We start from the raw sequence: 23,920 nt of genomic DNA on the forward strand, positions 1-23,920 counted from the left end.
CCTTCCTGGGCTCCCCGACCCCGGCGCGTGGAGGCGGTGGCCGGCGTAGTCGCCGGCGACCGGGTCGGTGAGCACGTGCAGTCGATTGTGCTTGCGGTCGACGATCACATAGACGGGGATCCTGGCCTCGGCGTAAGCGGTGACCTTGTTCCGCAGGTCCTGCTGGTAGTTGCTGGAGGTGACTTCGAGGACCAGGCGGAAGACGGCCGGGTCGTAGCAGTTGTACTGATCAGGTGTTCTTCGACGTCTGCGTCCACGAGCGAGAGGTCGGGGACGGCGAAGTCCTCCGGGCCGCTGGGAAGCTGCTCCACGATGCTGTCGGCCGTCTCGAGCTGGCTCTCCGGCGGGCCGTCACAGGGGCACTCGGCCGCTGCGGCAGACATGAGGGCCTTCTGATGGCTGGTGTCGAGACCGTCACCGTATGCCGGGACAGCCCGGTTCGTCGTGAGCGTGATCATTCACGCACAAGAGTGACGGCCCCGCCCCCCACGTCGGGGGCGGGGCCGTCCGGCGGCTGTGGACCGCGTCAGAGCTTGTCGATCACGTAGTCGACGCACGCCGTCAGCGCCTCGATGTCCGACGGGTCGATCGCCGGGAACATCGCCACCCGCAGCTGGTTGCGGCCCAGCTTGCGGTACGGCTCCGTGTCCACGATGCCGTTGGCGCGCAGGACCTTGGCGATCGTCGCCGCGTCGATCTCGTCCGAGAAGTCGATCGTGCCGATGACCTGCGAGCGGTGCGCCGGGTCGAGCACGAACGGTGTCGCGTACTTGGACGATTCCGCCCAGCCGTACAGCGTGCGCGCGGACGTGGCCGTGCGGGCGGTCGACCAGTCCAGACCGCCCTGGGTGTTCAGCCAGGTCAGCTGCTCGTTCAGCAGGAAGAGAGTCGCCAGCGCGGGGGTGTTGTACGTCTGGTTCTTCAGCGAGTTGTCGATCGCCGTCGGCAGCGAGAAGAACTCCGGGACATGCCGACCCGAGCCGTGGACGCGCGCGGCGCGCTCCAGCGCGGCCGGCGAGAAGACGCCGATCCACAGGCCGCCGTCGGAGGCGAAGGACTTCTGCGGGGCGAAGTAGTAGACGTCGGTCTCGGCGATGTCGACCGGCAGGCCGCCCGCGCCGGACGTCGCGTCGACCAGCACGAGCGCGCCCTCGTCGGCGCCCGCGACACGCCTGACGGGCGCGGCGACACCGGTGGAGGTCTCGTTGTGCGTCAGCGCGTAGACGTCCACGCCCGCCTCGGCCTCCGGGTCCGGGTGGGTGCCCGGCGAGGAGGAGATGACGGTCGGCTCGGCCAGCCAGGGGGCGAGCTTCGACGCCTTCGCGAACTTCGACGAGAACTCGCCGAAGTTCAGGTGCTGCGACTTGTTCTCGATCAACCCGTGCGTCGCGATGTCCCAGAAGGCGGTGGAGCCGCCGTTGCCCAGGATCACCTCGTAGCCCTCGGGGAGCCGGAACAGCTCGCGCACACCCTCGCGCACCGCGCCGACCAGGTTCTTCACCGGAGCCTGGCGGTGGGACGTGCCGAGGAGAGACGTACCGGTGGCGGCCAGGGCGTCGACCGCCTCCGTACGCACCTTGGAGGGGCCAGCGCCGAATCGACCGTCGGCGGGCTTGATGTCAGCGGGAATCTGAATGTCGGCCACGGGCCGCAGCCTAGACGTTCTCCGCCTGCCGTCAGTGGAGCGGTTCACGTCGTGAGACGTGCCCGACACGTCGTTGACGGGTGGTGCTCCGCGCCCGGCGGGGCATCCTGGGGGAATGGCTGAGCACAGGGAGCGGCACCGGAACCGGGAATCAGCGGCGCGCACGGCACCGGTGGCGGCGGAGACGCCCGCGGTCACCACCGCCCTGGCCGCAGACCTCGCCGGAGCCGTCCGGGGCGAGGTGGACTTCGGCGCCGCCGCCCGTGCCCTGGTCACCATGGACGCCTCCAACTACCGCCGCGTCCCGGTGGGCGTGGTCGCCCCCCGCGACGCGGCGGACGTCGCCGCGGCCCTCGACGTCTGCCGTACGCACGGCGTCCCCGTCGTGCCGCGCGGCGCCGGCACCTCCATCGCCGGTAACGCCACCGGCGTCGGCGTCGTCCTCGATCTCACCCGGCATCTTCGCTCGATCGTGTCGGTCGACCCCGGGGCCCGTACCGCCGTCGTCCAGCCCGGAGTGGTCCTCGACCGGCTCCGCGACACCGTCGCGCCGCACGGACTGACCTTCGGGCCCGATCCCTCCACGCACAGCCGCTGCACCCTCGGCGGCATGATCGGCAACAACTCGTGCGGGTCGCACTCGGTCGCGTGGGGGACGACCGCCGACAACGTCCACGAGCTCTCGGTCACGACGTACGGCGGCGCCTCCCTGCGGCTCGGCAGGGGCTGGGAGGGCGCCCCCACCGGCCTGCGCCCCCTTGTGGAGGGCAACCTCGCCCTGCTGCGCACCGGCTACCCCACCGGCCTCCCGCGCCGTATCTCCGGCTACGCGATCGACGCGCTGCTCCCCGAGAACGGCACCGACCTCGCCCGCGCGTTCTGCGGCAGCGAGGGCACGCTCGGCGTCGTCACGGAAGCCGTCGTACGGCTGGTGGACTCACCGCCCGCGCGGGTGCTCGCGGTCCTCGGCTACCCCGACGAGAGCGCGGCGGCCGAAGCGGCGGCGGGGCTGCTGCCGTACCACCCGCTCACCGTCGAGGGCATGGCCGACGACCTCGTCCCCGGCCCGCACGACCTGCCGCGCGGCGGTGCCTGGCTCTTCGTGGAGACCGGCGGCGCCACCGTCGCGGAGGCCCGCGCGCACGCCGAGCGGATCATGCGCGCCGCCGACGCCCTGGACGGCACGGTCGTGGCCGACCCGGCCGGGATCCGGGCCCTGTGGCGGGTGCGGGAGGACGCGTCGGGCACCGCCACCCGCGGCGCCGACGGGGGAGAGGCGTGGCCGGGCTGGGAGGACTGCGCCGTACCGCCCGCCCGGCTCGGCGCCTACCTGCGGGACTTCCGCGCGCTGCTAGCCCAGCACGGGCTGCGCGGCACGCCCTACGGACACTTCGGCGACGGCTGCATCCATGTCCGCATCGACTTCGACCTGTTGAGCACCGACGGGGTACGGCGCTTCCGCCGCTTCTCCGAGGACGTGGCCGCACTGGTCGTCGCGCACGGCGGTTCGCTCTCCGGGGAGCACGGCGACGGGCTGGCGCGTTCGGAGCTGCTGCCGAAGATGTACGGGGACGAACTGACGGGTCTCTTCGGGCAGTTCAAGGACGTGTGGGATCCGGCGGGCGGACTGAACCCCGGTTCGATCGCCCGGCCCGCCCGGCTCGACGAGAACCTGCGCTTCGAGGTCCTGCCGCGCGATCGCGTCGACGTCGTCTTCGCCTATCCGCATGACGGGGAGGCGGACGGCGTCGTGGGCGGCGACTTCTCGGCGGCCGTACGGCGCTGTGTCGGTGTCGCCAAATGCCGGGTGGAGGGGCCGAGTTCGGGCGCCGGGGTGATGTGCCCCTCGTTCCGCGCGACCGGCGACGAACAGCACTCCACGCGCGGGCGCGCGCGGCTGCTGCACGAGATGCTCGCCGGTGAGGTCGTCACCGACGGCTGGCGCTCGGCCGAGGTCAGGGACGCGCTCGACCTCTGTCTGTCCTGCAAGGGCTGCCGCAGCGACTGTCCGGTGGGCGTCGACATGGCCACGTACAAGGCCGAGTTCCTGCACCACCACTACGAGGGCAGGCGGCGGCCCGCCGCGCACTACGCGATGGGGCGGCTGCCGCGCTGGCTCCGGGCCGCCGCGCCGTTCGCGGGCCTGCTGAACGCGGGGGTACGGGTGCCGGGCGTGGCCGCGCTGGCCAAGCGCGCGGGCGGGATCGCCCCCGAGCGCTCGATCCCGCGGCTGGCGCCGCTGACCTTCACCCGGTGGCTGCGGCGGCAGCGGCGCGAGCCGGTGGGCGACCCGTCGGTGGTGCTGTGGCCGGACACCTTCACGGAGCATCTGTCACCGTCGGTGGGGCAGGCGGCCGTCCGGGTCCTGGACGCGGCCGGCGTCACGCACACGCTGCCGCCGGGCACGGTGTGCTGCGGCCTCACCTACGTCTCCACCGGGCAGCTCGACCGGGCCCGCGCGGTGATGCGCCGCACCCTGGACCGGATGGAGCCGCTGCTCGACCGGGGGCTGCCGGTGGCCGTGCTCGAACCGAGCTGCGCCGCCGCGCTCAGGACGGATCTGCCGGAGCTGCTCGCGGACGACCCGCGCGCCGCCCGGCTCGCCGCGTCCGTGCGGACCTTCGCCCAGACCCTGGAGGAGTCCGCGCCCAACTGGCGGCCACCGCGCGTCGACCGGCCGGTCGCGGGGCAGACCCACTGCCACCAGCACGCGGTCCTCGGTGACGCGGCGGAACGGCGGCTGCGGGAACGGGCGGGCCTCAGCGGCGAGTTGAGCGGCGGCTGCTGCGGTCTCGCGGGCAACTTCGGCTTCGAGAAGGGGCATTACGACATCTCGGTGGCGTGCGCGGAGGACCAGCTGCTGCCCGCCGTCCGGGCGGCCGGCGAGGGAACGGAACTCCTCGCGGACGGCTACTCGTGCCGTACCCAGCTGGACCAGCTGTCCGGCGGAGGGGCCAGGCACCTGGCGGAGGTTCTGGCCGGGGCGCTGGCCGCGGAGGCGGGCGACGGACGGCCCTTAGGCCGTGTCTGACAAATCCCGCCTGGTCCGCGGCGCCTGGTACGGCACCTCGCCGCGTTGTCGGACTCGGCCGAGTACGCCCGGTACGAGTCCGATCCTCCGCCTTGCGATGCACCGCACCAGCCGCCGCGAGCCCCGCCCTACGGGCGGACGGCGCCATTTGTCAGACACGGCCTAGCGGTGATGAGCCCCGCCGGTCCCGGCGGGGCACGGGGGAGTGACGGACGCGCCCCCGAACGCGCCGGGACTGCGCGGTGAGTGCCACGGGATCCCGGCGTCGCTCCCTCCGGATCACTTGTCCGGCCGATCACCCCTGTAGCAATCTGTAGTTGATCGACTACCTTCCGGAAGGGGAGTGTCATGGGGGAACACCGCAAGCCCGAGCCCGACCTCTCGCAGGGAAAGCCGCCGCCGGGCAACGGCGACAGCGAGGTGCCCAAACCTCCGCCTCCCTCCGGCAACCGCCGGAAGTAGGGGCCGTGTTCGAGGAGCGGCGCAGAGCGCTGGCCGACGCGATGGCCGAGCGGGGCGGCTGGCCCGCGGACTCGCCGTGGGTGCGGGCGGCCGTCGACGCCGTTCCCCGGCACGCGTTCGCACCGGACACCCTGTATCGCTGGGACGGTGACGGATATGTCGCGGTGAGCCGCGCGACGGAGCCGGAGCGGTGGGCCGCCGAGGTCTACGGCGGCCCCGGTGATCCCGCCGTCACACAGGTGGGGGACGGACGCGCCACCTCCAGTCTGTCCTGTCAGTCCGTGGTCGTGGACATGCTCGACTCGCTGATGCCGGAGCCCGGCCACCGTGTCCTGGAACTCGGCACCGGCACGGGGTGGAACGCCGCGCTGCTCGCCCGCCGCGCCGGGCCGGGGCGGGTGACCAGCGTCGAGGCCGACCCCGGTCTCGCGGCGGCGGCGCGCGACCGGCTGGAGGCCGCGGGCGCGGACGTCACCGTGATCACCGGGGACGGGCGGCTCGGTCACGCGCCCGGTGGCCCGTACGACCGGATCGAGTCGACGTACGCGGTGGAGACCGTCCCGTGGGAGTGGGTGTCCCAGACCCGGCCCGGTGGACGGATCGTCACCCCGTGGGGCCGCATGGGGCATGTGGCCCTCACGGTGGCGGCCGACGGGCTCTCCGCCACCGGCTGGGTCCAGGGGCTCGCCCTGTTCATGCCCGCCCGCGGCACTCCGGCCCGCGCCGGCTGGACCCAGGTGCGGGGTCACGGCCCCGCCGAGGTCGAGGGCGCCCACTCGCTCGACCTGACGCGACTCTCCGATCCGCACCTGTTGTTCGCGCTGCGGGTGCTCCTGCCGGACGTGGAGATCGTCCTCGGGGACCGGGACGGGCCGGTGGCCTGGGCGCACGACGGAAGTTCCTCCTGGGCGACCCTGACCGGGTCCGGGTCCGGGTCCTCGTCCGGGTCCGGGGCGGGCACCGTCTTCCAGGGCGGGCCGCGGCGCCTTCTCGGGGAGATCGAGTCGGCCGTCGCCCGCTGGGAGCACCACGGCCGGCCGGACCTCTACGACTTCGGTATGACGCGCACCCCGGACAGCCAGTACGTATGGAGCAACGACAGCGACACCGGGCCCCGGTGGTCGGCGGTCACCGGGCTTGCCCGGACGGCCGGTTGACGCGCCGTCCGGTTGACGCGCCGTCCTGTCCGCCGGCGGCTTCGGTGGTGCGCCGGCCGGCTCATCCGGCGCGCAGTCCCCGGTCGGTGAAGGCGATCAGCCACTCGAAGCTCTCGTCCACGTCCGCGCTCCACTGGAAGCCGTTGGCCGACTGGAGCGTGGCGAAGCCGTGGCAGAGGCTGCGGAGCATGCGCAGTGCGTGGTCCACGTCGGCTTCGGGGATCTCGTAGCCGCGCAGGACCGCCAGGAACGCGTCGAGCAGCCGCCCGCCCGCGGCGGCCAGCGGGTCGTCCGGGCCGGCCGGTTCGACGCCGATCGTCGCGGCGTACCGGCCGGGGTGGGCCAGGACGAAGGCGCGGAAGGCGCGGGCCGCCGCCGCCAGGGCGTCGCGGCCCGCGTACCCCTGGACCGCGCCGCCGACGGCGTCGGCGGCCTCGCTCAGGGCCAGGGCCGCGATGCGCCGTGTGAGGTCCTCCTGTCCCCCCACGTGCTTGTAGAGGGACGGGGTGCGCACGCCCACCCGCTCGGCGAGCAGACCCATCGTCAGCCCGGAGAGGCCCACCTCGTCCGCGAGGGCCGCACCGGCCGCGACGACGGCCGCCGGGTCCAGACCGGCCCTAGGCACGGGCGGCGTCCGAGCGGACGAAGCCGAGCACCAGCGACACCACCTGGTCCGGGAACTGGTCGTGCGGGTAGTGCCCGGCGCCCTCGATCGTCTCCAGGCGGCCCAGACCGGACGGCAGGGCCTCGACGATCGCCGCGCCCTCGGCGAGCGGGTCTGCCCAGTCGGGGTCGAGCGTGCCCATGACGACCAGGACGGGGCAGCGTACGCCGGCCAGTCGCGCACCGGCGTCGGCCGGGGCGGCGCGGCCCATCCCCCGCAGGGCCTTCATCCGGCCCGGCTCGCGCAGCAGGGAGTCGATACGGTCGAGCCGCTCGGCCCAGTCGGCCGGTCTCGCACCGGGGTAGGCCACGTCGAGGTAGGAGCGCCAGAGCGGCACGCTGCCGAACGCCGCCGCGCCGACCAGCCGCAGCATGCCCCGCCGGAAGCGCCTCACCCGCAGGTCCCCGGGGCGGACCGACTGCTCGCGGGTGAACGGCGCCAGTTCGACGACCGCGGTGACGAGCGAGGGCTCCAGCGCCGCGGCGACGGTCGCGGCGCCGCCGGAGATCGAGTGGCCGACGAGCACGGCAGGGCCGCCCAGGTGCCGGATCACCGCGAGCAGGTCGCCCGCGATGGCGGTGCGGCTCCAGTCGGGCCAGTCGGTGCTGGACTCGCCGCAGCCGCGCAGGTCGACCGCGGCGACCCGGTAGCCGGCGGCCACCAGCGGGGGCACCACGGCGCGGTACGCGGCGCGGCTGTCACCCATGCCGTGCGCGAGAACGATCAGCGGTCCGGACCCCGCCACCTCGTAAGCGATCGTGCCGCCGTCGACGGCGAGGTGTTCGGTCATGACGCCCTCCTGATGGCCGGTGTCCCGGCCCTTGATGGCTAATGTCGTTAGCTAAAAGCTAGTCTCATTAGCCAACCCTGTCAACGGTGGAATCCCCGTCGCGCGGAGCCGCCGGGTGCGGGCACAGCGGCCTGGGGCCCCGGGGGTCGGACGCCGTATTTCGCGGTGCAGTGTGTTGTATGTGATAGTTCACTGAATTGACCTGATGGGTCTGGCTGAATGGAGGAGGATCCCGGTGGAGGAGTCGCGTGCCGCGGCCGCAGGCGCCGTCGTGGCGGTACCCGAGGCCGTGGGGGTGGCCGCCGGGCCGCCGGCGGAGAAGGGGCGGCGCACTCTCGGGCCCGTCGCACTCGTCGTCGGGGGCATGCTCTCCGTGCAGTTCGGCGCCGCCATCGCCGTCCTGCTGATGCCACGGGCCGGTGCCGTCGGCGTGGTGACACTGCGGCTCCTGCTCGCCGCGGTCGTCCTGCTCGTGGTCTGCCGGCCCAGGGTCCGCGGTCACTCGCGCGCCGACTGGGGCACGGTGCTCGTCTTCGGCGCCGTACTGGCCGCCATGAACCTCCTCTTCTACCAGGCCGCCGACCGCATCCCGCTGGGCGCCGCCGTGACCCTGGAGGTCCTCGGCCCGCTCACCCTCTCCGTCGTCGCATCCCGCAGGCTCGGGAACCTCCTGTGGGCCGGCCTCGCGCTCGGCGGTGTGGTGCTGCTCAGCGGTGGCGGGTTCGACCGGCTCGACCCGGTCGGCGCGGCGTTCGCGCTGGCGGCGGGGGCGATGTGGGCGGCGTACATCGTCTTCAGCGCCCGGACCGGGCAGCGCTTCCCGCAGGCCGACGGACTCGCGCTGGCCATGGCCTTCGGCGCGGTGCTCACCCTGCCGCTCGGCATCGTCGACGCCGGGTCGAAGCTGCTGGTGCCGTCCACGATCGGGCTCGGGCTCGCGGTGGCGCTGATGTCGTCCGTCCTGCCGTACACCCTGGAACTGCTCGCGCTGCGGCGGCTGCCCGCGTCGACGTTCGCGATCCTGATGAGCGGCGAGCCGGCTCTCGCCGCGATGGCCGGCTTCCTCGTGCTGCACCAGGGCCTCTCCCTCACCGACGCGCTGGCGATCGCGCTGGTCATCCTGGCGAGCGTGGGCGCGGTCCGGGCGCAGACGGGCGGGCGCGGAAAGCGGCGCGCGGAGCCGGCCGCCGGGGAAGCCGTGCCGGAGGCCCCGCCGACGGGCGGGGAGAGCGCCGGCCGGTAAAGCAAGCACGCTTGATTGTTTCTCCGGGCGCTGCCATGCTCCGGGGCACGCACCACGCCGTGTCCCGAGAGCCGATGGGAGTGCGTCCCGTGTCCGACCCTGCCGCGTCAGTCCTGGACGATCTGCGCAGCGAGAGTGAGGAAGCCGACCGGCTCGTGGCCGGGCTGGACGACGAGAGCTGGTCGCTCCCGACCCCGGCGGCCGGCTGGACCGTCGCCCACCAGATCGCCCATCTGGCGTGGACCGACAGCACGGCCCTCCTCGCCATGACCGACGAGGCCGCCTTCGCCGGGGTGGCAGCCAAGGCGCTCGCGGCGCCCGACTCCTTCGTGGACGAGGGCGCCGAGGCCGGTGCCGCACTGCCGCCGGACCAGCTCGTCGCCCACTGGCGCGAAGGCCGCGAACGCCTCCACCGCGCGCTGCGCTCCGCACCTCCCGGCGCCCGTTTCCCCTGGTACGGGCCGCCGATGAGCGCGTCGTCGATGGTGACCGCCCGCCTCATGGAGACCTGGGCGCACGGGCAGGACATCGCGGACGCCCTCGGGGTGCGGCGCGAGCCGACCGCGCGGCTGCGGCATGTGGCGTGGATCGGCCTGCGGGCCCGCGACTACGCCTATCTCGTCCGCGGCCAACAGCCGCCCGCCGCCCCCTTCCGGGTCGAACTCACCGGACCCGGCGGACAGTTGTGGACCTACGGACCCGAGGACACCGACCAGCGCGTCACCGGATCCGCCCTGGACTTCTGCCTGCTCGTGACACAGCGCGCCCACCGCGCCGACCTGGACGTACGGGCCGAGGGTGCCGACGCCGACCGGTGGCTGGACATCGCGCAGGCGTTCGCCGGCCCGGCCGGCTCCGGCCGCCCGGCGAAGGGGGCCTGAACATGCCGGACACCTCTCGCACCGGCCGCGACGTGCTGCGCGTCGGGAACGCCTCCGGCTTCTACGGCGACCGCTTCGACGCGCTGCGCTCCATGCTCACCGGCGGCCCGCTCGACGTGGTCACCGGCGACTACCTCGCCGAGCTGACCATGCTGATCCTCGGCCGCGACCGGCTGAAGAACCCGGCGTCCGGCTACGCCAGGACATTCCTGCGGCAGTTGGAGGAAGGACTCGGGCTCGCGCGGGAGCGGGGCGTGAAGATCGTCACCAACGCGGGCGGGCTCAACCCCGCGGGACTGGCCGCCGCCGTACACGAACTGGCCGAGCGCGTCGGGGTCCCCGTGCGCGTCGCGCACGTCGAGGGCGACGACCTGCTGGCGGCGCGCGACTGGGGCGAGGGCGTGCTCACCGCCAACGCCTACCTCGGCGGCGCCGGTATCGCGGAGTGTCTGCGCGGGGGCGCCGATGTCGTGGTGACCGGCCGGGTCACCGACGCCGCGCTCGTCACCGGACCGGCCGCGGCGCACTTCGGCTGGGGCGCCGGCGACCTCGACGCCCTCGCGGGCGCCGTCGTCGCCGGGCACGTACTGGAGTGCGGCACCCAGGCCACCGGCGGCAACTACGCCTTCTTCGGCGAGCACGACGTCCGCCGCCCCGGCTTCCCGCTCGCCGAACTCCGCGCCGACGGCTCCGCCGTCATCACCAAGCACCCCGGCACCGGCGGCGTCGTCGACATCGGCACCGTCACCGCGCAGTTGCTGTACGAGACCGGCGGAGCCCGGTACGCCGGACCCGATGTGACGGCCAGGCTCGACACCGTACGGCTCACCCAGGACGGCCCCGACCGGGTCGCGATCACCGGCGTACGCGGCGAGGCGCCGCCCCCCGACCTCAAGGTCGGGCTGAACCGGATCGGCGGCTGGCGCAACGAGGTCGTCTTCGTCCTGACCGGACTCGACATCGACGCGAAGGCGCGGCTGGTGAAGGAGCAGGTCGCCGACGCGCTGGCCGCGCCGGGCGTCAAGAAGGCGCCGCAGGAGGTCCGTTGGGAGCTGGCCCGCACCGACCGGGCGGACGCCCGCACCGAGGAGACCGCCAGCGCGCTGCTGCGGCTCGTCGTCCGCGACAGCGACCCCGAAGCCGTCGGCCGGGCGGTCAGCGGCGCCGCCGTCGAACTGGCGCTGGGCAGTTACCCCGGCTTCCATGTCACCGCGCCGCCCGGCAAGGGCGCGCCGTACGGCCTCTTCGAGGCCGCTTACGTCCCCGCCGCGGAGGTCCCGCACACGGCGGTGCTCCCCGACGGCACACGCGTACCCGTGCCGACCACCGCCCCCACCCGCGTACTCGGACCCGTGCCCGAGCCCCCGCTCCCCGACCCGCTGCCCGCCGGACCCACCCGCCGCGCCCCGCTCGGCCTGATCGTCGGCGCCCGCAGCGGCGACAAGGGCGGGGACGCCAACGTCGGTGTGTGGGCGCGCGGTCCGGACGCCTGGCGGTGGCTGGCGCACGAGCTGACCGTCGAGCGGCTGCGTGAACTGCTCCCCGAGACGGCCGGCCTGACCGTCACCCGGCATGTCCTGCCCCGGCTGCGCGCGCTCAACTTCACCGTCCGGGGCCTGCTCGGCGAAGGCGTCGCCGCACGCGCCCGCTTCGACCCGCAGGCCAAGGCGCTCGGCGAATGGCTGCGCTCCCGGCACGCCGACATCCCGGAGGTACTGCTGTGACCGTGCTCCACTCGGCGCTGGACACCACGTCCCCCGACTACGCCGAGCACCGCGCCGAGATGCTCACCAAGCTCGCGGACCTCGGCACCGAGCACGCCAAGGCGCTGGCCGGCGGCGGCGAGAAGTACGTGGCCCGGCACCGCGGGCGCGGAAAGCTCCTCGCCCGCGAGCGGATCGAGCTGCTGCTCGACCCCGACACCCCGTTCCTGGAACTCTCCCCGCTCGCCGCCTGGGGCAGCGACTACCCCGTCGGCGCGTCCATCGTCACCGGCATCGGCGTGGTCGAGGGCGTCGAATGCGTCGTCACCGCCAACGACCCGACCGTGCGTGGCGGCGCGTCCAACCCCTGGACGCTGAAGAAGGCCCTGCGCGCCAACCGGATCGCCTACGAGAACCGGCTGCCGCTCATCAGCCTCGTCGAGTCCGGCGGCGCCGACCTCCCCTCCCAGAAGGAGATCTTCGTCCCCGGCGGCGCGCTCTTCCGTGATCTGACGCGGCTCTCCGCCGCCGGGATCCCCACGGTGGCCGTCGTCTTCGGCAACTCGACGGCGGGCGGCGCGTATGTGCCCGGCATGTCCGACCACACCGTGATGATCAAGGAGCGGTCGAAGGTCTTCCTCGGCGGACCGCCCCTGGTGAAGATGGCCACGGGTGAGGAGAGCGACGACGAATCCCTGGGCGGCGCGCAGATGCACGCCCGCGACTCGGGACTCGCCGACCACTTCGCGGTGGACGAGCCGGACGCGATCCGGCAGGCGCGGCGGATCGTCGCCCGCCTCAACCGGCGCAAGGCGTACCCCGATCCGGACCCGGCGTCGGTCCGGCCCCCGAAGTACGACGAGGACGAACTGCTGGGCATCGTCCCCGGCGACCTCAAGATCCCCTTCGATCCGCGCGAGGTCGTGGCACGGATCGTCGACGGCTCGGACTTCGACGAGTTCAAGCCGCTGTACGGGGCGAGTCTGGTGACCGGCTGGGCGACGCTGCACGGCTGCCCGGTGGGCGTGCTGGCCAACGCGCAGGGCGTGCTGTTCAGCGCCGAGTCGCAGAAGGCCGCGCAGTTCATCCAGCTCGCCAACCAGCGCGACATCCCGCTGGTCTTCCTGCACAACACCACCGGCTACATGGTCGGCAGGGAGTACGAGCAGGGCGGCATCATCAAACACGGCGCGATGATGATCAACGCGGTCGCCAACTCCACGGTCCCCCACCTGTCCGTCCTGATGGGCGCCTCGTACGGAGCCGGGCACTACGGCATGTGCGGCCGGGCCTACGATCCGCGGTTCCTGTTCGCCTGGCCGAGCGCCAAGTCCGCGGTGATGGGGCCGCAGCAACTGGCCGGGGTGCTGTCGATCGTGGCGCGCGGCTCGGCGGCGGCGAAGGGACAGCCGTACGACGAGGAGGGTGACGCGGCGCTGCGCGCCATGGTGGAGGCGCAGATCGAGTCGGAGTCGCTGCCGGCGTTCCTCTCCGGGCGGCTCTACGACGACGGCGTCATCGACCCGCGTGACACCCGAACGGTGCTCGGCCTGTGCCTGTCGGCGATCCGCACGGCGCCCGTCGAGGGCGTCCGGGGCGGCTTCGGCGTCTTCCGAATGTGAGGCTTGCGTTGATAACCACTCTCCTGGTCGCGAACCGCGGCGAGATCGCCTGCCGCGTCTTCCGGACCTGCCGCGAGCGGGGCATCGGGACGGTCGCCGTCTTCTCGGACGCGGACGCCGGCGCGCTGCACGTACGCGAGGCGGACGCGGCGGTACGGCTGCCGGGCGCCGCCCCCGCCGACACGTATCTGCGCGGCGACCTGATCGTCGAGGCGGCCCTCGCGGCGGGCGCGGACGCGGTCCACCCCGGCTACGGATTCCTCTCCGAGAACGCCGGGTTCGCGCGGGCGGTCCTCGACGCGGGGCTGGTGTGGGTGGGGCCGCCGCCGGAGGCCATCGAGGCGATGGCGTCCAAGACCCGTGCGAAGGAGCTGATGGCGGCGGCGGGCGTGCCGCTCCTGGCACCGGTGGACCCGGCGTCGGCGACCGGGGCCGACCTGCCGCTGCTGATCAAGGCGGCGGCGGGCGGCGGCGGCCGGGGGATGCGGGTGGTCCGCTCGCTCGACACGGTCGCGCGGGAGTGGGAGGCGGCCCGCGCGGAGGCCCGCTCGGCGTTCGGCGACGACGAGGTCTTCGCGGAGCCGTACGTGGAGCGGGGCCGGCATGTCGAGGTCCAGATCCTCGCCGACGCGCACGGCACGGTGTGGGCGCTCGGCACCCGCGACTGCTCCCTTCAGCGGCGCCACCAGAAGGTGATCGAGGAGTGCCCCGCGCCGGGCCTGACGGCGGAGCTGCGCGCCACCCTGACGGACGCGGCGGTCGCGGCGGCGCGCGCGGTGCGGTACCGGGGCGCGGGCACGGTCGAGTTCCTGCTCTCCCCGACGGGCCGCGCGTACTTCCTGGAGATGAACACCCGCCTCCAGGTCGAACACCCCGTGACGGAGGAGGTGTTCGGCGTCGACCTGGTCGCGCTCCAACTCGCCCTGGCGGAAGGCCGACCCCTCCCCCCGGCCCCGCCGTCCCCCCTCGGCCACGCGGTGGAGGCCCGCCTCTACGCGGAGGACCCCGCACAGGGCTGGGCCCCCCAGCCGGGCCGCGTCCACGAGCTGACAGTACGGGAGGCCGGGCCGGCCGCCGGGCGGGACGGGCGCCCCCGGGTGCGGGTCGACACCGGGTACGAATCCGGGGACGCCGTCGGCGTGCACTACGACTCCATGCTCGCCAAGGTCGTCGCCTGGGCGCCCACCCGTGACGAGGCCGTACGGCTGCTGGCCGGCGCGCTGCGCCGGGCGCGTGTGCACGGGCCGGTCACCAATCGCGAACTGCTCGTACGGTCCCTGCTCCACCCGGACTTCACCGGCGGGCGGCTCGACACCGGGTTCTACGAACGGCACACCGGCGCGCTCACCGAGCCGGCGGCCGACGGCGCCGGGCGGTCCGCCGCGGTCGCCGCCGCGCTCGCCGACGCCGCACGCCGGGGCCACCCCTTCGGCGGGTGGCGGAACCTCCCGTCGCAGCCGCAGACCAAGACGTACGGCGAGTACGAGGTGCGCTACCACCGCACCCGCGACGGGTTCCGCGTCGAGGACGACGCCGTGCGCGCCGTCGCCGTCGCACCCCACCGTGTCAGCCTCGAAGTCGACGGCGTGCTGCGCCACTTCGATGTCGCCGAACACGGCGACCACGTCCACGTCGACAGCCCGGCCGGCTCGTACCGGCTCCGCGTCCACCCCCGCTTCACCGATCCCCGGACCGCCACCGCGCCCGGTTCACTGCTCGCGCCCATGCCCGGCACCGTCGTACGGATCGCGGACGGGCTCGGCGAAGGCAGCACCGTCACCGCCGGGCAGCCGCTCATCTGGCTGGAGGCCATGAAGATGGAGCACCGCGTCACCGCTCCCGCCTCCGGCACGCTCACCGCGCTCCACGCCGTCCCCGGCAGCCGGGTCGAGGTCGGCGCGCTCCTCGCCGTAGTCACGGACACCGCCCAGGAGGACACATGAGCATCGTCGAAACACAGGAACACCAGGACCTCCGCGCCGCCGTCGCCGCCCTCGGCCGCCGCCACGGCCGCGCCTTCGACCGCGACACGCTGTGGAGCGAGGCGGGCAAGCTCGGCTACCTCGGCGTCAACCTCCCGGAGGAGTACGGCGGCGGAGGCGGCGGACTCGCCGAACTCTCCATAGTGCTCGAAGAGTTGGGCGCGGCCGGCTGCCCCCTGCTCCTCATGATCGTCTCACCCGCCATCTGCGGCACCGTCATCGCCCGCTTCGGCACCGAGGAGCAGAAGCGCGCCTGGCTCCCCGGCCTCGCCGACGGCTCCCGCACCATGGCTTTCGGCATCACCGAACCCGACGCCGGCTCCAACTCGCACCGCATCACCACCACCGCCCGCAGGGCCGCCGAGGAGGACGGCGGCGGCTGGATACTCAACGGCCGGAAGGTCTTCGTCTCCGGCGTCGACATCACCGACGCCACCCTCGTCGTCGGCCGCACCGAGGACGCCAGGACCGGTTCACTCAAGCCCTGCCTCTTCATTGTCCCGCGCGACGCGCAGGGCTTCCACCGCTCGCAGATCGACATGGAACTCCAGGCGGTGGAGAAGCAGTTCGAGCTGGTGCTGGACGACGTACGGCTGCCCGCGGACGCCCTCGTCGGTGACGAGGACGCCGGACTCCTCCAGCTCTTCGCCGGGCTCAACCCCGAACGCGTCATGACCGCGGCCTTCGCCCTCGGCATGGGCCGCCACGCCCTCGACAAGGCCGTCGACTACGCCAGGACCCGGCAGGTCTGGAAACAGCCCATCGGCGCGCACCAGGCGATCGCCCACCCGCTCGCCCAGGCGTACATCGAGATCGAACTCGCCCGGCTGATGATGCGCAAGGCGGCCCACCTCTACGACACCGGCGACGACGCCGGCGCGGGCGAGGCCGCCAACATGGCCAAGTACGCGGCGGGGGAGGCCTGCGTACGCGCCGTCGACCAGGCCGTGCACACCCTCGGCGGCAACGGGCTCACCCGCGAGTACGGTCTGGCCTCGCTGATCACCGCCTCACGCGTGGCCCGTATCGCGCCCGTCAGCCGGGAAATGATCCTGAACTACGTGTCCCACCAGTCCCTGGGTCTCCCCAAGTCGTACTGAGACAGGTCATTCTGTCCGTCCCACGCACCTGGCAGTCCACGCGTCGAAGGGATCGTCCTGATGATCTTCCAGAGCGAGTACGCGGACGTCGAGCCGGTCGACCTGCCCATCCACGAGGCCGTCCTCGGCCGCGCGGCCGAATTCGGCGAAGCCGTCGCCCTCGTGGACGGGACGGACGGAACGACCGTCACCTATGCCCAACTGGACCTCTTCCACCGCCGTACCGCCGCCGCGCTCACCGCGGCCGGTCTGCGCAAGGGCGACGTCCTGGCCCTGCACAGCCCCAACACCGTCGCGTATCCCGTGGTGTTCTACGGGGCCAGCCGCGCCGGTGCCTCCGTGACCACCGTCCATCCGCTGTGCACCGCCGAGGAGTTCGCGAAACAGCTCCGTGACTCCTCGGCGCGGTGGATCGTCACCGTCTCGCCGCTGCTCGAAGTCGCCCGCAGATCGGCCGAGCTGGTCGGTGGCATCGAGGAGATACTCGTCTGCGACCGGGCACCGGGCCACCGCTCGATCCTCGACATGATCGCCACCGACGCGCACGCGGCCACCGGCTCGGACGCCGCGACCGGCGCGGACGCGGGAGCCGTGGTCATCGACCCCGCCGAGGACATCGCCGCCCTCCCGTACTCCTCGGGCACCACCGCCAGCCCCAAGGGCGTCATGCTGACGCACCGCTCCATCGCCACCAACCTCGCGCAACTCGACCCCGTCATCCCCATGGGCCCCGGCGACCGCATCCTCGCGGTACTCCCGTTCTTCCACATCTACGGCCTCACCGCCCTGATGAACGCGCCGCTGCGGACCGGCGCCACCGTCGTCGTCCTGCCGCGCTTCGAACTCGACCAGTTCCTCGGCGCGATCCAGACGCACCGCATCAACGGCCTGTACGTCGCCCCGCCGATCGTCCTCGCGCTCGCCAAGCACCCGGCCGTGGCCCGCTACGACCTGTCCTCGCTGGACTACGTCGTCAGCGCCGCCGCGCCCCTCGACGCCCGCCTCGCCGAAGCCTGTTCGGCCCGGCTGGGGCTGCCGCCCGTCCGGCAGGCGTACGGCATGACCGAACTGTCGCCGGGCACGCACGTCGTCCCGCTGGACGCCGTCGACCCGCCCGCCGGCGCCGTCGGCAGGCTCCTGCCCAGCACCGAGATGCGGATCGTCTCGCTCGACGACCCCGGCACGGACGCCCCCGCCGGCGCGGACGGCGAAATCCTCATCCGCGGCCCGCAGGTCATGAAGGGCTACCTCGGACGGCCCGAGGAGACCGCCCACATGATCGACGGCGACGGCTGGGTGCACACCGGCGACATCGGCCGGGTCGACGCCAGCGGCTGGCTGTTCGTGGTCGACCGGGTGAAGGAACTCATCAAGTACAAGGGCTTCCAGGTCGCCCCCGCCGACCTCGAAGCGCTGCTCCTCACCCATGAGTCGATAGCGGACGCCGCGGTGATCGGTGTGTACGACGAGGCCGGGAACGAGATCCCGAAGGCGTACGTCGTCCGCGGGCCCGCGGCGCCCGGACTGACCGAGGACGACGTCATGGCCTACGTCGCGCAGAACGTCGCCCCGCACAAGAAGGTCCGCCGGGTGGAATTCATCGACGGTGTCCCGAGGGCCGCGTCGGGAAAGATACTCCGGCGGGAACTCAGGGACCTTGAAATGGCCCCGGAGACGGAATGACAGCGACGCGAGATACGCGTCCGGTCACAGAGCGCGTCAGCGGTCCGCGATGTCCTCGCGGAGCCCGTCGGAGAACTCCCACCACGACAGGGCGAGCCAGTCGCCGCGGACGAAGGCGTCCACCGTGGCGCCGCGTCCGTGCACGGTCACGGTCGTGCCGGGCGGATAAACCGTGCCGGAAAGCCCGGGTGCGGCGACGAGCAGAGTTCCCAGTCGCTGTGCGGACACGTTTCGTCACCCTCTCCCTTTCACGGTGCGCCGCCGGGCGGCTATTTACCGGAGAATACCGACTTGCCCCATCGGTCGGGGCGGAGAACCATGAGACGTGGGTCACGCGGGGGAGGGCGGCCCGGGGGAGAGCGGCCCGGGTGGGGCGGCCGGGGCGGAGTCGCCGGGGTGGGTGAGGCCGGGCGGGGGCAACCACACACGCGCGCAGCCGGACGGAGGTAGCAGCATGAAGGCCGTTGTCTACAAAGGACCTTTCAGCGTCGCGGTGGAAGACGTCGAGAAGCCGGCCATCCAGCATCCGAACGATGTGATCGTACGGGTCAGCACCACCGCGATATGCGGCTCGGACCTGCACATGTACGAGGGCCGCACCGCCGCCGAGCCCGGCATCGTATTCGGCCACGAGAACATGGGCGTCATCGACGAGATCGGTGACGGCGTCACCAGCCTCAAGAAGGGCGACCGCGTCGTCATGCCCTTCAACGTCGCCTGCGGATTCTGCACCAACTGCGTCGACGGATTCACCGCTTTCTGCACGACGGTCAATCCCGGCTTCGCCGGCGGCGCGTACGGCTATGTCTCCATGGGTCCCTGGAAGGGCGGCCAGGCCGAATATCTGCGCGTTCCCTACGCCGACTTCAACTGTCTGAAACTGCCGCCGGGACAGGAGCACGAGAGCGACTTCATCCTGCTCGCCGACATCTTCCCCACCGGCTACCACGGCTGCGAACTCGCCCAGGTCCGCCCCGGCGAGAGCGTCGCGGTGTACGGCGGCGGGCCGGTGGGACTGATGGCCGCCTACTCGGCGCTGCTGCGCGGCGCACGGAAGGTGTACGTCGTGGACCGGGTCCCCGAGCGGCTGCGCAAGGCCGAGGAGATCGGCGCGGTGCCGATCGACTTCGGCGCGGGCGACCCGGTCGAGCAGATCAAGGAACAGACCGGGGGCGTCGGCACGGACAAGGGCATCGACGCCGTCGGCTACCAGGCGAAGGCGCACGGCACGGACACCGAGGAGCCGGCGACCGTCCTGAACTCCCTCATCGGAACGGTCCGCGCCACCGGGGCACTCGGCGTGCCGGGCCTCTACGTCCCGGCGGACCCCGGAGGCCCGGACGAGCAGGCCAAGCAGGGCATGCTGCTCGTCGCCATCGGCAAGCTCTTCGAGAAGGGCCTGCGGATGGGCACGGGCCAGTGCAACGTCAAGAACTACAACCGGTTCCTGCGGGACATGATCATCGACGGCAGGGCGAAGCCGGGCTTCGTCGTCTCCCACGAACTGCCCCTGGACCAGGCGCCGTCGGCGTACGACAAGTTCGACAAGCGGATCGAGGGCTACACGAAGGTGATGCTGCACCCGTGACGCGTGACGCGTGGCGTGAGTGAGGTGCGTGACCGCGACCCGTGATCGCGCGGCGGACGAGGAGTTCCGTCGCGCGGTTCGGCTCGGAAATCATGCATGCGCGCTTGATTGATTCGGCGCGCGCTGTCACTCTCTGAACCCTCGCACACCAGCCCGCGAACGGGAGACGGAGACCACGTGACGCTCGTCGCGACCGCGCACGAGCGCGGCATCACCACCTTGACCCTGGACGCGCCCGCCAAGCGCAACGCCCTGTCGGCACGGCTCGTCGGCGAGCTGGCCGACGCGTTCACCGGTTGCGCCAAGGACCCCTCCGTACGCGCCGTGGTGCTCACCCACACCGGCGGCACCTTCTGCGCCGGCGCCGATCTGAAGGAGCCGCCGAACCCGTACACCTTCGTCGCCCTCCTGCGGCAGATCGTGGAGCACCCCAAGCCCGTCGTGGCCCGCGTCACCGGCCATGTCCGGGCCGGGGGGCTCGGGCTCCTCGGGGCCAGCGACATCGTGATCGCCTCCACCGGCTCGGACTTCGCGTTCACCGAGGTACGCATCGGAGTCGCGCCCGCCGTGATCTCGATGCCCCTGCTGCCCCGGATGACACCGCGCGCCGCCGCCCGCCACTACCTCACCGGCGAGACCTTCGGCGCGGCCGAGGCCGTCACCGACGGGCTCGTCACCGAGGCGGCCGACGACGTGGACAGTGCGCTCGCCCCGGTCCTGGACGCTCTGCGCAGAGCCTCCCCGCAGGGTCTGGCCGAATCGAAGAAGCTGCTGAACGCGCGGGTGCTGGAGACCTTCGACCAGTACGCGGAGGACCTCGTCCAGCGCTCGGCGTCCCTCTTCGCCACCGCCGAGGCACGCGAGGGGATGTCGGCGTTCCTCGAACGGCGGGACGCGGCATGGGTGCGGTGACCGCCGCCAAGGAACCCAAACAGGACCGGAGCCGGGTCACCCGGCAGCGGCTGCTGGAGGCCGCCGTCGCGTGCCTCGCCGAACACGGCTGGGCGGGCTCCACGGTCTCCGTCGTCGCCGAGCGCGCAGGGGTGTCGCGGGGCGCGGCGCAGCACCACTTCCCCACCCGCGAGGACCTGTTCACGGCGGCCGTCGAGTACGTCGCCGAGGAACGCTCCACCGCGCTGCGCGCGCTCGCGCCGAGCGGGCCGACGCACCGCCGCGAGGTGGTCGAGGCGGTCGTCACGCTCTACACCGGGCCGCTGTTCCGGGCCGCGCTGCATCTGTGGGTCGCCGCGTCCGACGAGGAGCAACTGCGGGCCCGCGTCACCGAACTCGAAGCGCGGGTCGGCCGCGAGTCGCACCGTATGACCGTCGAACTGCTGGGCGCGGACGAGTCGGTGCCCGGCGTACGCGAGACGGTCCAGGGCCTGCTGGACATGGCGCGCGGCCTCGGCCTCGCGACCCTGCTGACGGACGACACACAGCGGCGGAACCGGGTGGTCGCGCAGTGGGCGAGGATCCTGGAAACGGTGCTGGACTGACGGGAAGGGCCCCGGGGGGGGCGACGCACCGGCGCCGGTCGGGGTCGACGATGTCCCGCCGCCCCGGCTGCCGGGCGCTTCGGGCGCGGCTGCGTCCCGCGTGGGCCCAGCGCCGCTGGCGGTACGGGGAGAACCGCCACGACACGGACGGGGGCCGGCCGCCATGCCGATCGGGCGTCCTGCGATGCGGCGGGTCGGGGTCGACGATGTGCCGCCGACCCGGCTGCCGGGTATTTCGGGCACGGCCCCGTCCCGCGCGGGCGGCGAGAGGGGAACCGCCGGCCCCGGACGCGCACGCGCTCAGCCGGCCGGCGTTCGCCCGTCGGCCCGTCACCGTAGTGACGCCTTCGTCGCGGTCATGTACGCGGGCTGGGGGGAGGCACCCCCGCCGACGGACGCGTGCCAGAGCCGTCGGCCGGCGTTCCCCCGTCGGCTCGTCACCGCGGCGACGCCTACGCGGGCTTGGGGCCCCGTGTGCGGCCTGGTCCGGGCTGGTCGGCCCGGACCGGCGGAGGGCGCCGCGCGGTGCCCTCCGCCGGGGGCCGGTGGACGGACGGGACTCGCCGTCCGTCAGGACGCGATGTCGTCGTACCCCTCGATCTCGCGCGGGTCCCGCGCCCCCGGACCCACATACCGCGCCGAGGGCCGCACCAGCCGCCCCGTCCGCTTCTGTTCCAGGATGTGGGCCGACCAGCCCGCCGTACGCGCGCACGTGAACATGGACGTGAACATGTGCGCGGGCACCTCCGCGAAGTCCAGCATGATCGCCGCCCAGAACTCCACGTTCGTCGCCAGCACCCGGTCCGGCCTGCGCGCGTGCAGCTCCTCCAGCGCGGCCTTCTCCAGCGCCTCGGCGACCTCGAACCGCGGCGCGTCCAGCTCCTTCGCCGTGCGCCGCAGCACGCGGGCGCGCGGGTCCTCCGCCCGGTACACGCGGTGGCCGAAGCCCATCAGCCGCTCGCCGTTGTCGAGTGCCCGCTTCACATACGTCGTCGCGTCGCCCAGCCGCTCGATCTCCTCGATCATGCCGAGGACCCGGGACGGGGCGCCGCCGTGCAGCGGCCCGGACATGGCGCCGACGGCCCCCGAGAGGGCCGCGGCGACATCCGCGCCGGTGGAGGCGATGACACGGGCCGTGAACGTCGAGGCGTTCATGCCGTGCTCGGCCGCCGACGTCCAGTACGCGTCGACCGCCTTGACGTGCCGCGGGTCCGGCTCGCCGCGCCAGCGGATCATGAAGCGCTCGACGACGGACTCCGCCTTGTCGATCTCGCTCTGCGGCACCATCGGCACGCCCTGGCCGCGCGCCGACTGCGCCACGTAGGACAGGGCCATGACGGCGGCCCGCGCCAGTTCGTCCCGTGCCGTCGCCTCGTCGGTGTCGAGGAGCGGTTTGAGGCCCCAGACGGGGGCGAGCATCGCGAGCGCCGCCTGCACGTCGACGCGGATGTCGCCGGAGTGGACGGGGATGGGGAAGGGCTCGGCGGGCGGCAGCCCCGGATTGAAAGCGCCGTCGACGAGCAGGCCCCACACGTTCCCGTAGGACACGTGGCCGACCAGATCCTCGATGTCGACGCCCCGGTAGCGCAGCGCGCCGCCCTCCTTGTCCGGCTCGGCGATCTCCGTCTCGAAAGCGACGACTCCTTCGAGTCCGGGTACGAAATCGGACATCAGGCGGCTCCTCTGGTGTGGCGGGCGTGGAAGCGTGCGGCTGAACCGGGAGACGGCTTACGGCCTACGGCCCGCGGTCCGGTGTCAGAAGTTGTCGGCGCCGATACGGATCCCCGGTCGTTGTCCTACGACTCGCGGTCCGGAACGGTCATCCGTACTCACCGTCCTGCCCAACCCGGACATTGAATCAACCATGACACGGTCCCGGCCTTGAGCGAGGATGGGTCGCGTGCCTCACATCCCGTCCTCCGCGACCCCCGACCCCTCCGCGACGCCGGACCCCTCCCCGGACCCCGCGGTGATGCGCGAGCAGTACCGCGGCACCCCGTTCCTGGAGAGCGACCTCGCACCCGGGCCGATGGAGCAGTTCGCGCGCTGGTTCAAGGACGCGGTGGCCGGCGGTCTGCACGAGCCGAACGCGATGGTCGTCTCGACCGCGACGCCCGACGGCCGCCCGTCGTCGCGCACGGTGCTGCTCAAGGCGTACGACGAGCGGGGCTTCGTCTTCTACACCAACTACGGATCGCGCAAGGGCCGGGAGATCGAGGCGAACCGGTACGTCGCCCTGCTCTTCCCCTGGCACGCGCTGGCGCTCCAGGTGGTCGTGACCGGTACGGCCGACCGCGTCGGCCGCGAGGAGACGGCGGCGTACTTCCGCACCCGGCCGCACGGCTCCCAGCTCGGCGCCTGGGCGAGCGACCAGTCCACGCCGATCGGCTCGCGCGCCGACCTGCTGGAACGGTACGAGGAGCTGGACCGCCGCTACGGGGCGGACGAGCAGGTCCCGGTCCCCCCGCACTGGGGCGGTGTCCGCGTCGTCCCGGAGACGGTCGAGTTCTGGCAGGGCCACGAGAACCGGCTGCACGACCGGCTGCGGTACGTCCGGGAGCCGGAGTCCGGCGGCTGGCGGGTCGAGCGGCTCTGCCCGTGACGCTCCCGGCCCCCGCGTGACGCCCCCGGCCTCCGCGGCACCGGCAACGCAGACGACCCGCGTGCTCAGGTTCCTCCGGGGAGGAGCCGGCCGGACTTACCGGCGAGCACACGGGTCGGGTGACTGCTTGGATTGGGCCGGTGGTTCACCGGCACCGCACGAGTGCGACGACGGGCGTCAGCCCGCAGCCACCTCACTTGTCCGGATTGAAATCACTTCCGAACCACCTCCCTTCTAGTGTGCTCACCAGCCTAGGAAGCCGTTCCACGAC

At 73.0% G+C, this 23,920-nt stretch carries 18 protein-coding genes and 1 pseudogene; 13 read left to right on the forward strand and 6 right to left on the reverse strand.

Annotated features, from left to right (window positions below; translation table 11 throughout):
• Positions 1-6: 6 nt before the first annotated feature.
• Both ACZ61E_RS11225 and serC read right to left on the reverse strand, forming a co-directional pair.
• Positions 7-383, reverse strand: a pseudogene (locus tag ACZ61E_RS11225) (Uma2 family endonuclease); the annotation flags it as partial.
• 143 nt (positions 384-526) lie between these two features.
• Positions 527-1,645 carry a phosphoserine transaminase gene (gene serC, locus ACZ61E_RS11230; protein WP_469699314.1) on the reverse strand — a complete coding sequence of 373 codons (1,119 nt, stop codon included), beginning with the start codon at positions 1,643-1,645 and terminating at the stop codon, positions 527-529.
• A 115-nt stretch (positions 1,646-1,760) separates the two neighbouring features.
• On the opposite strand from serC, the gene ACZ61E_RS11235 reads away from it, so the two are divergent.
• Entirely contained in the window at positions 1,761-4,676 is a 2,916-nt protein-coding gene (locus ACZ61E_RS11235; protein WP_469699315.1) for an FAD-binding and (Fe-S)-binding domain-containing protein, read from the forward strand.
• A gap of 467 nt (positions 4,677-5,143) precedes the next feature.
• Positions 5,144-6,295, forward strand: a complete 1,152-nt coding sequence (locus ACZ61E_RS11240; RefSeq protein ID WP_469699316.1) for a methyltransferase domain-containing protein — start codon at positions 5,144-5,146, stop codon at positions 6,293-6,295.
• Positions 6,296-6,356: 61 nt separating this feature from the next.
• Here the strand turns inward: ACZ61E_RS11240 and ACZ61E_RS11245 are convergent, their stop codons facing one another.
• Entirely contained in the window at positions 6,357-6,920 is a 564-nt protein-coding gene (locus ACZ61E_RS11245) for a TetR/AcrR family transcriptional regulator (protein WP_469699317.1), read from the reverse strand.
• On the reverse strand, positions 6,913-7,749 hold the full coding sequence (locus ACZ61E_RS11250; RefSeq protein ID WP_469699318.1) for an alpha/beta fold hydrolase: 837 nt from the start codon (positions 7,747-7,749) through the stop codon (positions 6,913-6,915). Before ACZ61E_RS11250 ends, ACZ61E_RS11245 begins: the two co-directional genes overlap by 8 nt.
• 235 nt (positions 7,750-7,984) lie before the next feature.
• Here ACZ61E_RS11250 and ACZ61E_RS11255 point away from each other — a divergent pair, with 235 nt between their 5' ends.
• The 7 genes from ACZ61E_RS11255 (at position 7,985) to ACZ61E_RS11285 (ending at position 17,963) form a co-directional block, all read left to right on the forward strand.
• On the forward strand, positions 7,985-8,992 hold the full coding sequence (locus tag ACZ61E_RS11255) for an EamA family transporter (protein WP_469699319.1): 1,008 nt from the start codon (positions 7,985-7,987) through the stop codon (positions 8,990-8,992).
• A gap of 89 nt (positions 8,993-9,081) precedes the next feature.
• A complete protein-coding gene (locus tag ACZ61E_RS11260) occupies positions 9,082-9,873 on the forward strand; it encodes a TIGR03084 family metal-binding protein (RefSeq protein ID WP_469699320.1) in 792 nt (263 codons plus the stop codon).
• 2 nt (positions 9,874-9,875) lie between these two features.
• The gene (locus ACZ61E_RS11265) at positions 9,876-11,597 is read left to right on the forward strand and encodes an acyclic terpene utilization AtuA family protein (RefSeq protein WP_469699321.1); all 1,722 of its coding nucleotides are present in this window, start codon (positions 9,876-9,878) and stop codon (positions 11,595-11,597) included.
• Positions 11,594-13,198 (forward strand): acyl-CoA carboxylase subunit beta, encoded by a 1,605-nt coding sequence (locus tag ACZ61E_RS11270; RefSeq protein WP_469699322.1) that lies wholly within the window; start codon positions 11,594-11,596, stop codon positions 13,196-13,198. The genes ACZ61E_RS11265 and ACZ61E_RS11270 overlap by 4 nt, the downstream gene beginning before the upstream one ends.
• An 8-nt stretch (positions 13,199-13,206) precedes the next feature.
• Entirely contained in the window at positions 13,207-15,141 is a 1,935-nt protein-coding gene (locus ACZ61E_RS11275; protein WP_469699323.1) for an acetyl/propionyl/methylcrotonyl-CoA carboxylase subunit alpha, read from the forward strand.
• Positions 15,138-16,280 (forward strand): acyl-CoA dehydrogenase family protein, encoded by a 1,143-nt coding sequence (locus ACZ61E_RS11280; protein ID WP_469699324.1) that lies wholly within the window; start codon positions 15,138-15,140, stop codon positions 16,278-16,280. The genes ACZ61E_RS11275 and ACZ61E_RS11280 overlap by 4 nt, the downstream gene beginning before the upstream one ends.
• Before the next feature lie 60 nt (positions 16,281-16,340).
• Positions 16,341-17,963, forward strand: coding sequence for a 4-coumarate--CoA ligase family protein (locus ACZ61E_RS11285; protein ID WP_469699325.1), 1,623 nt, complete (start codon positions 16,341-16,343; stop codon positions 17,961-17,963).
• 36 nt (positions 17,964-17,999) lie between these two features.
• Here the strand turns inward: ACZ61E_RS11285 and ACZ61E_RS11290 are convergent, their stop codons facing one another.
• Positions 18,000-18,191 carry a hypothetical protein gene (locus tag ACZ61E_RS11290; RefSeq protein WP_469699326.1) on the reverse strand — a complete coding sequence of 64 codons (192 nt, stop codon included), beginning with the start codon at positions 18,189-18,191 and terminating at the stop codon, positions 18,000-18,002.
• A 226-nt stretch (positions 18,192-18,417) separates the two neighbouring features.
• Between ACZ61E_RS11290 and ACZ61E_RS11295 the strand changes: the two genes are divergently transcribed.
• The 3 genes from ACZ61E_RS11295 (at position 18,418) to ACZ61E_RS11305 (ending at position 21,047) form a co-directional block, all read left to right on the forward strand.
• Complete coding sequence (locus ACZ61E_RS11295; protein ID WP_469699327.1) at positions 18,418-19,551, forward strand: glutathione-independent formaldehyde dehydrogenase; 1,134 nt, start codon at positions 18,418-18,420, stop codon at positions 19,549-19,551.
• A gap of 177 nt (positions 19,552-19,728) precedes the next feature.
• Positions 19,729-20,463 (forward strand): enoyl-CoA hydratase family protein, encoded by a 735-nt coding sequence (locus tag ACZ61E_RS11300; RefSeq protein WP_469699328.1) that lies wholly within the window; start codon positions 19,729-19,731, stop codon positions 20,461-20,463.
• A complete protein-coding gene (locus tag ACZ61E_RS11305) occupies positions 20,451-21,047 on the forward strand; it encodes a TetR/AcrR family transcriptional regulator (RefSeq protein ID WP_469699329.1) in 597 nt (198 codons plus the stop codon). The genes ACZ61E_RS11300 and ACZ61E_RS11305 overlap by 13 nt, the downstream gene beginning before the upstream one ends.
• Before the next feature lie 570 nt (positions 21,048-21,617).
• Here ACZ61E_RS11305 and ACZ61E_RS11310 read toward each other — a convergent pair.
• Complete coding sequence (locus ACZ61E_RS11310) at positions 21,618-22,718, reverse strand: citrate synthase 2 (protein WP_469699330.1); 1,101 nt, start codon at positions 22,716-22,718, stop codon at positions 21,618-21,620.
• Between the two features lie 301 nt (positions 22,719-23,019).
• Here ACZ61E_RS11310 and pdxH point away from each other — a divergent pair, with 301 nt between their 5' ends.
• The gene (gene pdxH, locus ACZ61E_RS11315; protein ID WP_469699413.1) at positions 23,020-23,649 is read left to right on the forward strand and encodes a pyridoxamine 5'-phosphate oxidase; all 630 of its coding nucleotides are present in this window, start codon (positions 23,020-23,022) and stop codon (positions 23,647-23,649) included.
• Positions 23,650-23,920: the final 271 nt, after the last annotated feature.

Source organism: Streptomyces sp. NPDC104581 (assembly GCF_055583685.1).